This window comes from Nesterenkonia lutea, from assembly GCF_014873955.1.
Taxonomy (GTDB): Bacteria; Actinomycetota; Actinomycetes; order Actinomycetales; family Micrococcaceae; genus Nesterenkonia; species Nesterenkonia lutea.
On the sequence record NZ_JADBED010000001.1, the window covers coordinates 1,056,792 to 1,069,409 of the forward strand.

The window sequence follows — 12,618 nt, forward strand, 5'->3', positions numbered from 1 at the left end:
GTTCCGGGAACAGCCTCCAGCCGGTCAGGACGCTGCGCCGGGGTTCCCGTAGAATCGCCTGGTCCGCAGAACATCCGTGAGGAGTACACCCCAAGTGTCCGAGAACGAAGCGTCGGAAGCCCCGTCCCAGCCAGTACAGCCGGCTGAGTCCATCAGCATCACCCGCGACGGAGAAGAGACGAGCATCGCCTCCGGCACCACCGGCACCACGTTGTTCGCAGCGGACAAGACCACAGTGGTCATGCGGATCGACGGAGAGCTCTGGGACCTGTCCCGGGAGATTCCGGCCGGGGCCGTCGTGGAGGCTGTGGACATCTCCAGCCAGGACGGGCTCAATGTGCTGCGCCACTCGACTGCTCATGTGATGGCCCAGGCGGTCCAGCAGCTCTACCCCGAGGCCAAGCTGGGCATCGGTCCGTACATCACGGATGGGTTCTACTTCGACTTCGACGTGGAGGATCCCTTCACCCCGGAGGACCTGAAGAAGATCGAGAAGGCCATGCAGAAGCTGATCAACCAGACCCAGCACTTCGAGCGCGAGGTGGTCACCGAGGAGCAGGCCAAGGCCGCCATGGCCCAGGAGCCCTATAAGCTCGAGCTGCTCGGTGTGGCCAGCGATGCCGATGGTGCCGCTGAGGCAGCCGAGGGCGCCAGCATCGAGGTCGGCGGAGGCGAGATCACGATCTACCACAACGTCGATCGCCACGGGGAGCGGGTCTGGTCCGACCTCTGCCGGGGCCCGCACCTGCCGAACACCAAACTCATCGCCAACGCCTATGCGGTGATGCGCTCAGCCGCCGCCTACTGGCGCGGCAAGGAGTCCAACCCACAGCTGCAGCGCCTCTACGGCACCGCATGGCCCACCAAGGAAGACCTGAAGGCCTATAAGGAGCGCCTGGCAGAGGCCGAGCGCCGGGATCACCGCCGACTGGGCTCCGAGCTCGATCTGTTCAGCTTCCCCGACGAGCTGGGCTCCGGACTGCCGCTGTTCCACCCCAAGGGCGGCATCATCAAGCGGGAGATGGAGGACTACGTCCGGACCCGCCACATCGAGGCCGGCTTCCAGTACGTGGGCACCCCGCACATCTCCAAGGACGGGCTGTTCCACACCTCGGGACACCTGCCCTACTATGCGGACACCATGTTCCCTCCGCTGCATGTCGACGAGGAGCGCGACGCCGAGGGCAACATCACCAAACAGGGTCAGGACTACCGGCTCAAGGCGATGAACTGCCCGATGCACAATCTGATCTATCGCTCCCGCGGACGTTCCTACCGGGAGCTGCCGATGCGGCTCTTCGAGTTCGGCTCGGTCTACCGCTACGAGAAGTCAGGAGTCATCCACGGACTCACCCGCGTCCGCGGCTTCGCCCAGGACGACTCGCACTCCTATGTGACGAAGGAACAGGCACCCGATGAGGTGCGCCACCTGCTCACATTCGTGCTCTCCCTGCTGCGTGACTTCGGGCTCGATGACTTCTACCTGGAGCTCTCCACGCGCGACGAGGACTCGGAGAAGTTCATCGGCAGCGCCGAGCAGTGGGCCGAGGCCACAGCGGTGCTCGAGGAGGTCGCCCAGGAGACCGGACTGGAACTCGTCCCCGATCCCGGCGGCGCCGCCTACTACGGACCCAAGATCTCGGTGCAGGCACGCGACGCCATCGGCCGCACCTGGCAGATGTCCACCGTGCAGTACGACTTCAACCAGCCTGCTCGCTTTGGACTTGAATACCAGGCCGCCGACGGCAGCCGTCAGGAGCCGGTGATGATCCACGCGGCGAAGTTCGGCTCCATCGAACGCTTCCTCGGCGTGCTGACCGAGCACTACGCCGGGGCCTTCCCGGTCTGGCTCTCCCCGGTCCAGGTGCGGGCGGTGCCCGTGGCCGAACCGTTCAACGACTACCTCGCCGGGGTCGTGGCGAAGCTGCGGGCCGCGGGAGTGCGCGCCGAGCTCGAGGACAGCAGCGACCGCTTCCCGAAGAAGATCCGCACAGCCTCCAAGGACAAGATTCCCTTCGTGCTCATCGCGGGGGGTGACGACGTCGACGCCGGCGCCGTCTCCTTCCGTCTGCGCGACGGAAGTCAGGACAACCAGGTCCCGGTGGACGAGGCCGTGGCCCGGATCCTCGCCGCGATCGAATCCAAGGAAGGCTGAGCCGCTGTGGGGTCTGCCGACGAATTCGAACTGGCCGGCGTCCCTGACGCCTTCCAGCGGCTGTGGACCCCGCACCGCGCGGCCTATCAGCAGCGGGGTCAGGACCAGGTGAGCGGTTCCGCGGACTGCCCGTTCTGTCAGGGCCCGGGGCGCACCGATGAAGCGTCGCTGATCGTGCATCGAGGCCGGAGCTGCTTCGTGCTGCTGAACCTCTACCCCTACAATCCTGGACACCTGATGGTGTGCCCCTACCGCCACGTGCCGGATCTGACGGATCTGGACGCCGAGGAGTCCCAGGAGTTCATCGCGCTGACCCAGCAGGCCATGACGGTGCTGCGTCGCGCGGCGAACCCCGGGGGATTCAACCTGGGCATCAACCAGGGAAAGGTCGGAGGGGCCGGGATCGCGGCCCATCTGCACCAGCACGTGATCCCACGCTGGAGCGGGGACACGAACTTCATGCCGATCATCGCGCAGACCAAGAACCTCTCACAGACACTTGCAGAGACCCGCGACGTGGTCGCAGCGGCCTGGGACGAGTCGAGCTGATGCTCAACCGCCACGCCCGCGCCTTCTTCAGTGCGCTGTTCACCCCCATCGCCAAGGTCCTGCTGGGGATCGGGATGACGCCCAACATGGTGACCGTCATCGGGACGGTCGGGGTGTCTCTGGGCGCCCTGGTCCTCTACCCGATGGGGGAGCTGTTCTGGGGCACGGTGTTCATCACGATCTTCGTCTTCTCCGACCTCATCGACGGGCTCATGGCGCGGCTGAGCGGACAGGGCTCCCCGCTCGGCGGATTCCTGGACTCCTGTCTGGACCGGGTGCAGGACGGGGCGGTGTTCCTGGGGCTGCTCATCTGGTTCTTCACCGGCGGAGAGGACGTCTGGCTGGGCATCGCCGCCGGGCTCTGCCTGCTCACCGGCAATCTGGTCTCCTATGTCCGGGCCAAGGCAGAGTCGCTGGGGTACCGCGCCGATGTCGGGATCGCTGAACGCTCGGAAAGGATGGTGCTGACCCTGGTGTTCACCGGGTTCACCGGGCTGGGGCTGCACCCCGGCGTGCTCCTGGTGGTGCTGGTGCTGCTGGCGCTGGCCTCCGTGGTCACCATCGTCCAGCGTTTCCGCACAGTGATCTCCCAGGCCGCGACCTCCGCCGATTAGGTCCTGCCTCTCCGATAGGCTGGAGGCAAGACCCCAGGGGGCTGCATCCTGCAGTCGCTCCCTGCGACCGAGCTGACGTCATTCCCGAGGAGAACCATGGCCGGCCATTCCAAATGGGCCAACACGAAGCACCGCAAGGCTGCTGTGGACGCCAAGCGCGCCAAGCTCAACGCCCGCTACATCAAGCAGATCGAGGTGGCCGCGCGCAACGGCGGCCCCGACATGGCGGGCAACCCCGGCCTGGATCTCGCCGTGTCCAAGGCGAAGAAGAACTCAGTGCCCAACGACAACATCGACCGCGCGATCAAGCGCGGCGCTGGTCTCACCGGAGACTCGGTGGAGTACGAGGAGATCACCTATGAGGTGCGCGGCCCCCAGGGCTCGGCGCTTCTGGTGGAGTGCCTCACTGACAACCGCAACCGGGCCGCGGCCGAGGTGCGCACCGCAGTGACCCGAGCTGGCGGAACCGTGGCGGACCCCGGCTCGGTGGCGTACATGTTTCAGCGCAAGGGCGCCGTGATGCTCAGCAGCGACGAGCTGGCGGAGGACGATGTGCTGGCCGCCGTGCTGGAGGCCGGGGTCGAAGACGTCATCGAGCACGAGGCCAGCTTCGAGGTGCGCTGCGAGCCGCAGGATCTCCACGCAGTGACCAGGGGACTGGAGGAGGCGGGCATCGAGTACGACAGTGACGAGGTGGAGTTCGTCTCCGAGGTCACCGTGGACCTCGACGTCGACGCCGCCAAGAAGTTCTTCAGGCTCGCTGACGCGCTCGAGGACCTCGAGGATGTGCAGAGCGTGCACAGCAACGCCGATCTCAGCGCCGAGACGCTGGCCGCGCTGGAGGAGGAAGACTGATGCGGGTGGCCCCTTGATCGCCAAGAGCAGGGACAGGTGAGCACGCCCTGATGACTCAGCCCTCTGTGGTCGCCGGCACTGCGGGGACCTCCCGCACCGCGCAGCGCATCCTCGGGGTGGACCCGGGACTGACCCGCTGCGGGTTCGCCGTCGTGGAGATGAACCTCAACCGCACCGGAGAATCGCTGCACGTGGAGGTCACCGGCACCAAGGCGACCCAGGACCTGGCCGAAAGGATCCTGAGCATCCAGCGCGCCGCTGAGGCGCTGCTGGACCGGTTCGCGCCGGACGTGCTGGCCATCGAACGCGTGTTCGCCTCGAACAACGCTCCGACCGTGGTCGCCACCGCGCAGGCCTCCGGAGTCATCATCGCGGCTGCGGCCGCCCGCGGCATTCCCGTGGCCTGGCACACCCCTTCCGAGGTCAAGGCCGCCGTCACCGATGACGGAAACGCCGACAAGCAGGCCGTGGCCCGGATGGTCCAGCGGATCCTGAAGCTTCCCGGGCTGCCGAAGCCGGTGGATGCCACCGACGCCTATGCCGTGGCCATCTGCCACGGCTGGCGCTCCGGGATCGGTGCCCGGTTCAACATGTCGGCGGGCACGCAGACTCACCAGGGCGCCAGCACGGCGCTGCAGCGCGCCCAGCAGGCCGCCGCGGCCAAGGGCGTGGGACGGGGTTCGGGCTCCCGGGGCCTCGGCGGCACGGGCTCCGACCAGCTGACCCCTGCCCAGCGCGCCTGGATGGCCGCAGACAAGCGGGCGCGCTAAAGTGTTCGAATACATGTTCTAATCAGACCAGGGGATCGACCCCCTGGACTGCAACCAGTCGCCGCGCGCGACGGTGAGGTGAGCCATGATCTCTTCCATCCGGGGCGACGTGCTCCACGTCGGCACCGACCACGCCGTCGTCGAGGTCTCCGGGTTCGGACTGCATGTCTCCGCGACCCCGCGCACCCTCGCCGAACTGCACCACGGCACCGAGGCGCGGCTGCACACGAGCTTCGTGCCCAGGCAGGATGACGCCCCGCTGCTCTTCGGCTTCTCCGAACGTGCAGAACGGGTCATCTTCACGACGCTGGTCTCCATCTCCGGGATCGGCCCACGCATGGCCCTCGCCGTCCTCGCCGTGCACACCCCCACAGAGGTGCATCAGGCCATCGCGGACTCGGACACCGCTGCCTTCACCAGGGTGCCCGGCATCGGCAAGAAGACCGCACAGCGGATCCTGCTCGAGCTCGCGGGCAAGCTGGTCATCGATCAGCCGACGGCGGCGGAGTCAGCCGTGACTCCCGTCGCCGAGCCGGAGGTCGCCGTCCAGGTCCGCGAGGCGCTGATCTCACTGGGGTGGATCGAGAGGGATGCCAGGGCCGCCGTCGAGAAGCTTCTCGTCGCCGAGCCCGAGCTGGTCCAGGCCGATGTCTCCACCGTGCTGCGCCAGGCGCTGCGCAGCCTCGGAGGGGCCCGATGAGCGCAGAAGGCCCCCGGGAGCTTCTCGGCAGCTCCTCGATGACCGAGGAGCGCGCCATGGAGGCTGCGCTGCGTCCCAAGGCGCTCAGTGACTTCGTGGGGCAGCAGACGGTGCGCCGGCAGCTCTCACTGGTGCTCGAGTCCTCACGCATGCGCGGCACGACCTCCGACCACGTGCTGCTCTCCGGGCCCCCGGGCCTGGGCAAGACCACGCTGGCGATGATCATCGCCGCCGAGATGAGCGCCGCGCTGCGGATCAGCTCTGGCCCGGCGATCCAGCATGCCGGGGATCTGGCCGCGATCCTGTCCTCCCTGACCGAGGGAGAGGTGCTCTTCGTCGATGAGATCCACCGGATGTCACGTCCTGCGGAGGAGCTGCTCTACATGGCCATGGAGGACTTCCGGGTCGACGTGATCGTGGGCAAGGGCGCCGGAGCAACCTCCATCCCGCTGGAGCTGCCACCCTTCACCCTGGTGGGTGCGACCACCAGGGCTGGACTGCTTCCGGGGCCGCTGCGGGACCGCTTCGGCTTCACCGGTCATCTTGAGTTCTACAGCGAGGCGGAGCTCGAGCTGGTGCTCCGCAGATCCTCGATGATGCTGGACATGAATGTGGCCTCCGCCGGCTTCGCCGAGATCGCCTCGCGCTCCCGCGGGACCCCGCGCATCGCCAACCGGCTGCTGCGCCGGGTTCGGGACTGGGCGCTGGTCCACGGGGTGCACGAGGTCGATCGTTCCACCGCCGCGGCGGCCCTGGAGATGTATGAGGTCGATGAACGCGGCCTGGACCGACTGGACCGGTCCGTGCTGGAGGCGCTGTGCCTGAAGTTCAAGGGCGGCCCGGTGGGCCTCTCCACCCTGGCCGTGCTCGTGGGGGAGGAGACCGAGACGGTGGAGACGGTCGCGGAGCCCTACCTGGTGCGCGAGGGCCTGCTCGCGCGCACCCCGCGCGGACGCGTGGCCACCGATGATGCCTGGCGGCACCTGGGACTCACTCCGCCCGAGCGTCACCCTGATAGTCTGTCGGGTTGAATGACCGGCCAGGTTACGCAGCTTCTGCCTCGTAGACCTGGTGAGACCATCCCGCGACGAGAGATTGGCCCGATCCGTGAACGCTTCCCCCCAAGACGCCCAGGTCCTCGCAGCCGAAGGTGGCGGCGCCACCGCGGGCTTTGATCCGTTCCTGCTGATCATGATCGCGATCCTGGTGATCTTCATGTTCCTGACCTTCCGCCGCGGCAAGAAGCTCCGCGACGAGCAGTCGAAGGCGCGCGGCGGCGCCGTGGTCGGTGCCCAGGTCGTCACCGCAGGAGGAATGGTCGGCACCGTGGTCTCTCGTGATGAGGAGGCCCAGCGGGTCACACTGGAGTTCAGCTCCGGGGACCGGGTGGACTTCCTGGTCGGCGCGATCCAGCAGGTGGTTGAACCCGCCGCCAGCACCGAGGACTGATCCGCACTCGATGGCGACACGCACCCCCGCCGCGCATGCTCGCGGCGTTCTGATCGGCCTGCTCGTGCTGCTCCTGGGCATGGGCGGGCTTCTGGCCTATGCGGTCCAGGACGGACGCGCCCAATGGGCTCCGCTGTTGGCGCTGGACCTCGAAGGCGGCACGCAGATGGTCCTCTCCCCGCAGGTCGACGGGGAGGAGGAGATCGACTCCGAGCAGCTGGAACAGGCCGTGGAGGTCATCCGTCAGCGCGTGGACGGCTCAGGCGTGACGGAGTCCGAGATCGCCACCCAGGGCGCGGAGAACGTGGTCGTCGGCATGCCCGGCGTTCCCGACGCCGAGACCCGCGAGCTGATCCAGGCCTCCGCCGATATGGAGTTCCGTCCGGTCATCCAGGTGGAGCAGGACATGGAGTTCATGGAGAGCCTGCTCGCCGAGGCGGAGGACCTCTCCGAGGAGGACGCCGAAGCGCTCGAGGAAGAGCTCGGCGCGACCGAGGACGAGGAGCCCGCAGAGCCCGAGGACTTCGAGGAGCCCACAGCGGAGCCCGAGAACGGCTCTGATCCCAACTGGGTGACCCCGGAGCTCGCCGCTGAGTTCGCGAACTTTGAATGCAGCCGCGAGATCAGCTTCGAAGATCGCGCCGCGAACTCCGGGGATGAGCCGCTGATCTCCTGCGACCCCGAGACCGGCATGAAGTACCTGCTCGGACCGGTGGAGGTCCCCGGCACGAACATCTCCGACTCCAGCTTCGGGATGGAACAGTCTCCCGGAGGCCAGTCCACCGGACGCTGGGCCGTGACCATCAACTTCGATGCCGAAGGCACTGCGGCCTTCAGCGACACCACCAGTCGGCTGCTGAATCTGGAGGCTCCGCGCAACCAGTTCGCCATCATGCTCGACGGTCAGGTCATCTCGGCCCCGACCACGCAGGCCGCGATCGTGGATGGCCGTCCGCAGATCACCGGTGACTTCACCGAGGAGGAGGCCCGCGGACTCTCCGAACAGCTGCGCTATGGCTCCTTGCCGATCAGCTTCGAGATCGAGTCCGAGCAGCAGATCTCAGCCACCCTGGGCGATGAACAGCTGCGCCTGGGTCTCCTGGCAGGGATCATCGGCCTGGTGCTCGTGGCCGGATACGCGCTCTTCCAGTACCGCGCGCTGGGCCTGGTCACCATAACCTCCCTGGTGGTGGCCGGAGTCATGACCTGGTGGGCCATCGCGCTGCTCGGCTGGAGCGACGGGTATCGCCTGTCTCTGGCCGGCATCGCCGGGCTGATCGTGTCCATCGGCCTCACAGCAGACTCCTTCATCGTGTATTTCGAGCGAGTCAAGGACGAGCTGCGGGAGGGCCGTTCCCTGCCCGGCGCCGTCGAAGCCGGCTGGGCCCGTGCCCGACGCACCATTCTGGCCTCCAAGGCGGTGAACGTGATCGCCGCCGTCGTGCTCTACCTGGTGGCTGTGGGCAACGTGCGCGGCTTCGCGTTCACGCTGGGCCTGACCGCCGTCATCGACGTGATCCTGGTCTTCCTGTTCACGCATCCGCTCATGCAGCTGATCGCCCGGAAGAGGTTCTTCGCCGCAGGCAGGCCGTTCTCCGGGCTCTCGGAGAAGGAGCTCGGCGTCGACGTCCTCTACCGCGGCTCGAGACGGTACGCGCGCCCCACGCCGGGCACAGAGCAGGACGGCGAGGTCGAGTCACAGTCTCCAGCCGGCGCAGCGCCCGTGGGCAGCGCCTCCTCGAGCACTCCGACCAGTTCTCCGCTGCGCCGCTCCGCATGGACTCCTGAGGACGCCCGTGAAGATCGGGTCCGGGACGTTCCGGAGATCTCGGATCAGGAGTGGGCCCAGATGACCATCGCCGAACGCCGCAGAGCGCGCGCAGCCGCGACCACGCACCGGCCTGACGCCGGTGAGATCGAGGAGGAGCGCTGATGGCGGCAAACTTCGCCAAAGCAGGCAACCAGCTCTACACCGGTGAGCGGTCCTACCCGTTCATCCAGAAGTCCAATCTCTGGTTCATCCTCGCCGGGATCCTGGTGCTCGCCTCGATCGCGGTGCCGTTCTTCCGAGGTGGCTTCAACCTGGGCATCGAGTTCACCGGCGGCTCGGAGTTCACCATCTCGCAGACCGAGAACACCGACATCGGCATCGGCCAGGACGCCGTGGAGGAGGTCTCCGGCCAGGACGCGATCGTCACCAATGTCGCGCCCAACACCGTGCGCGTGCAGACCGAGGAGCTCAGCGACACCGAGACCCTCGAGGTCGCAGACGCCCTCGAACAGGGCTACGGCGTGGCGGGCGAGCAGGTCAGCTCCACCTTCATCGGCCCCGTCTGGGGCGAGCAGATCTCCCAGCAGATGCTGCTGGGGCTGGTGATCTTCGTCGTCCTGGTGGCGCTGTACATGGCCTTCTACTTCCGAACCTGGACCATGTCGCTCGCCGCGATGCTGGGCCTGGGCTTTGTGGTCATCACCACTGTCGGGATCTACGCCGCCACCGGGTTCGAAGTGACCCCCAGCGCGATCATCGGCTTCCTGACCATCCTCTCCTACGCGCTCTACGACACCATGGTCGTCTTCGACAAGATCCGCGAGAACGTGGACGGACTGCGCGGACAGAAGGATCAGACGTTCACCGAACGGGTGAACCTGGCCGTCAACCAGACCCTGGTGCGCTCGATCAACACCTCGGTGGTGGGCATCCTGCCGGTGGGATCGATCCTGTTCATCGGTTCGCTGCTGCTCGGCGCGGGCACGCTGCGAGACATCTCGCTCTCGCTGTTCGTCGGCATCATCGTGGGCACGCTGGCCACCGTCTTCATCCAGGCGCCGCTGTACGCGCGGATGCGACGCAATGATGCAGACATCAGGGCCCACACTGCGGAGGTGCTCTCCCTGCGCGAGCAGCGCGGTGTCCACGCCGTCACCGCCTCTGGGACAGCGCTGGATGCGGCCGGGCGACCCGCCGCCTTTCCGCCGCTTCCCGAGGAGGAGTCCGAGGAGGACCTCGACCAGGAGGAGGACTACCAGGTCATCATCCAGGCCCCTCACGAGCACTGAGTCTCGGCGGGACCTGGAATGGGGCTAGAATTGCCGACACGCCGTCTTCGGCATCCCGACTCCGCTCTAGGGAAAGCAGGTCCGCACTGGTGAACGAGGATCGCCCGGCTCCAGAGGGCACCACGCAGCTCGCGGCAGCGAGTGCAGCCTCACCGCCCGTGGTCAGAAGAGCGCGCGCCGTCGGCGTGGTCAGTGACGAGACGTCCTCCTCGCCGCTGCTCGAGCCGCTGCTGCGCGCCATGCGGGCCAACGACTCCCAGCAGGACTTCCCCCTGGTGGAGCGCGCCTTCGCGGCCGCCAATCATCACCACAGGGACCAGAAGCGCAAGAGCGGCGATCCCTACATCACGCATCCGGTGGCGGTGGCCACCATTCTGGCCGAACTGGGACTGACTGGCTCCACCCTGGCTGCGGCGCTGCTGCATGACACGGTGGAGGACACCTCCTACTCCCTGGAGCAGCTCACCGAGGAGTTCGGCGACGAGATCGCGCTGCTGGTCGACGGAGTCACGAAGCTGGACAAGCTCAAGTTCGGAGACGCCGCCCAGGCAGAGACCGTGCGCAAGATGGTGCTGGCGATGGCCAAGGACATCCGCGTGCTGATGATCAAGCTGGCAGACCGGCTCCACAATGCGCGCACCTGGCGCTATGTCGCGGCCGAGTCGAGCGCGCGCAAGGCCAAGGAGACGCTGGAGATCTTCTCCCCGCTGGCCCACCGGCTCGGGATGAACACGATCAAATGGGAGCTGGAGGACCTCTCCTTCGCAGCGCTCTATCCCAAGGTCTACGAGGAGATCGTGCGCCTGGTGGGGGATCGGACCCCGCAGCGGGAGAAGTTCCTCTCCCAGGTCCGGGAGACCATCGCCGATGACCTCAACGAGGCCAGCATCTCCGCGACCATCACCGGCAGGCCCAAGCACTACTACTCGATCTACCAGAAGATGATCGTGCGCGGGAAAGAGTTCGACGACATCCACGACCTCATGGGCGTGCGGGTCCTGGTGGACACGATCCGCGACTGCTACGCGGTGCTGGGGGCCCTGCACGCGCGGTGGAATCCGCTGCCCGGGCGGTTCAAGGACTACATCGCCATGCCGAAATACAACATGTACCAGTCGCTGCACACGACCGTGCTCGGGCCTGCGGGCAAGCCGGTGGAGATCCAGATCCGCACCCATGAGATGCACCGGCGAGCCGAGTATGGCGTCGCCGCGCACTGGAAGTACAAGCAGGACATCTCCGTGCCGCATGCCGCCTCCGAGCCTCCGGTCGGCGGTTCGCTGGCTGGAACCGCCACCCAGCAGTCCCAGGCCACCGAGGACATCGGCTGGCTGCGCTCTCTGGTGGACTGGCAGTCCGAGACGAAGGATCCGGACGAGTTCCTGGATTCGCTTCGGTATGAGATCAATGCCAAAGAGGTCTTCGTCTACACGCCCAAGGGCGAGGTCATGTCGCTGCCGGCAGGCTCCACCCCGGTGGACTTCGCCTACGCCATCCACACCGATGTCGGGCACAAGACGATCGGCGCCCGGGTCAACGGCAAGCTGGTGCCGCTGAACTCGGAGCTCCAGCACGGTGACTGGGTGGAGATCTTCACCTCCAAGTCGGAGACGGCGGGGCCGAGCAACGACTGGCTCCAGTTCATCAAGAGCGCCCGGGCGCGGAACAAGATCCGGCACTGGTTCTCCAAGGAGCGTCGCGAGGAGTCCATCGAGCGCGGCAAGGAGAGCCTGACCAAGGCCATCCGGAAGTCCCAGCTTCCGCTGCAGAAGGTGATGAACCCCGAGGTCCTCGACACGGTGGCCAAGCAGCTGCACTACACCGAGGTTGCGGGCCTCTACGCCGGAGTGGGCGAGGACCATGTCTCCACCCAGAACGTGATCGAGCATCTCATCGCCCTCTTCGAGCCGGAGGAGGAGGAGTCCGAGGAGCATGACACGACTCCGATCACCTCCCCGGTGACCCCGGCGAATCAGTACTCCGACGCCGGAGTGATCGTCAAGGGCGCCGGCAACGTGCTGGTGAAGCTCGCCCGCTGCTGCACGCCGGTGCCGCCCGATGAGATCGAAGGCTTTGTCACCCGCGGGCAGGGCGTCTCGGTCCACCGCGGTGACTGCCGCAATGTCGAACAGCTCCGTGACCAGCCCGGACGACTGGTGGAGGTGGAATGGGCGCCGACGAAGTCCTCGGTGTTCCTCGTCGAGATCCAGGTGGAGGCGCTGGACCGCAAGTCGCTGCTCTCCGACGTGACACGGATCCTGGCGGAATCCCAGGTGAACATCCTCTCAGCGAGCGTGCAGACCTCCCGTGATCGGGTGGCGCTCTCCCGGTTCTCCTTCGAGATGGGCGATCCGCGGTACCTGAACCACGTGCTGAACTCGGTGCGCCGCATCGATGGGGTCTACGACGTCTACCGCACCGTGGGAAAGCGCCGCGAGCACTGATCCGACACCGGCACTGACCTCC

Annotated in this window: 11 protein-coding genes; all 11 read left to right on the forward strand. The window is 66.9% G+C overall.

The genetic code is table 11. The features are described from left to right. The first annotated feature begins 151 nt into the window (after nt 1–151). The 11 genes from thrS to H4W27_RS04885 all read left to right on the forward strand — a co-directional run bounded on the left by thrS (nt 152) and on the right by H4W27_RS04885 (nt 12,596). Complete coding sequence (gene thrS, locus H4W27_RS04835; RefSeq protein ID WP_404821862.1) at nt 152–2,155, forward strand: threonine--tRNA ligase; 2,004 nt, start codon at nt 152–154, stop codon at nt 2,153–2,155. 6 nt (nt 2,156–2,161) lie between these two features. Then, complete coding sequence (locus H4W27_RS04840) at nt 2,162–2,704, forward strand: HIT family protein (RefSeq protein ID WP_192594921.1); 543 nt, start codon at nt 2,162–2,164, stop codon at nt 2,702–2,704. After that, a complete protein-coding gene (pgsA, locus tag H4W27_RS04845) occupies nt 2,704–3,318 on the forward strand; it encodes a phosphatidylinositol phosphate synthase (protein ID WP_192594922.1) in 615 nt (204 codons plus the stop codon). Before H4W27_RS04840 ends, pgsA begins: the two co-directional genes overlap by 1 nt. 96 nt (nt 3,319–3,414) lie before the next feature. Then, the gene (locus H4W27_RS04850; protein ID WP_192594923.1) at nt 3,415–4,173 is read left to right on the forward strand and encodes a YebC/PmpR family DNA-binding transcriptional regulator; all 759 of its coding nucleotides are present in this window, start codon (nt 3,415–3,417) and stop codon (nt 4,171–4,173) included. Between the two features lie 50 nt (nt 4,174–4,223). After that, nucleotides 4,224–4,943: a crossover junction endodeoxyribonuclease RuvC gene (ruvC, locus tag H4W27_RS04855; RefSeq protein WP_192594924.1), complete on the forward strand. Its 720-nt coding sequence runs from the start codon at nt 4,224–4,226 to the stop codon at nt 4,941–4,943. An 85-nt stretch (nt 4,944–5,028) separates the two neighbouring features. After that, nucleotides 5,029–5,643, forward strand: coding sequence for a Holliday junction branch migration protein RuvA (ruvA, locus tag H4W27_RS04860; RefSeq protein WP_192594925.1), 615 nt, complete (start codon nt 5,029–5,031; stop codon nt 5,641–5,643). Nucleotides 5,644–5,681: 38 nt separating this feature from the next. Beyond that, entirely contained in the window at nt 5,682–6,674 is a 993-nt protein-coding gene (gene ruvB / locus H4W27_RS04865; protein WP_192596438.1) for a Holliday junction branch migration DNA helicase RuvB, read from the forward strand. A gap of 76 nt (nt 6,675–6,750) precedes the next feature. Beyond that, on the forward strand, nt 6,751–7,092 hold the full coding sequence (gene yajC, locus H4W27_RS04870) for a preprotein translocase subunit YajC (protein ID WP_192594926.1): 342 nt from the start codon (nt 6,751–6,753) through the stop codon (nt 7,090–7,092). A gap of 10 nt (nt 7,093–7,102) precedes the next feature. Further along, the gene (gene secD, locus H4W27_RS04875; protein ID WP_192594927.1) at nt 7,103–9,025 is read left to right on the forward strand and encodes a protein translocase subunit SecD; all 1,923 of its coding nucleotides are present in this window, start codon (nt 7,103–7,105) and stop codon (nt 9,023–9,025) included. After that, the gene (gene secF / locus H4W27_RS04880) at nt 9,025–10,152 is read left to right on the forward strand and encodes a protein translocase subunit SecF (RefSeq protein ID WP_192594928.1); all 1,128 of its coding nucleotides are present in this window, start codon (nt 9,025–9,027) and stop codon (nt 10,150–10,152) included. The genes secD and secF overlap by 1 nt, the downstream gene beginning before the upstream one ends. A gap of 158 nt (nt 10,153–10,310) precedes the next feature. Beyond that, nucleotides 10,311–12,596: a RelA/SpoT family protein gene (locus tag H4W27_RS04885; protein ID WP_318782384.1), complete on the forward strand. Its 2,286-nt coding sequence runs from the start codon at nt 10,311–10,313 to the stop codon at nt 12,594–12,596. Nucleotides 12,597–12,618 lie beyond the last annotated feature (22 nt).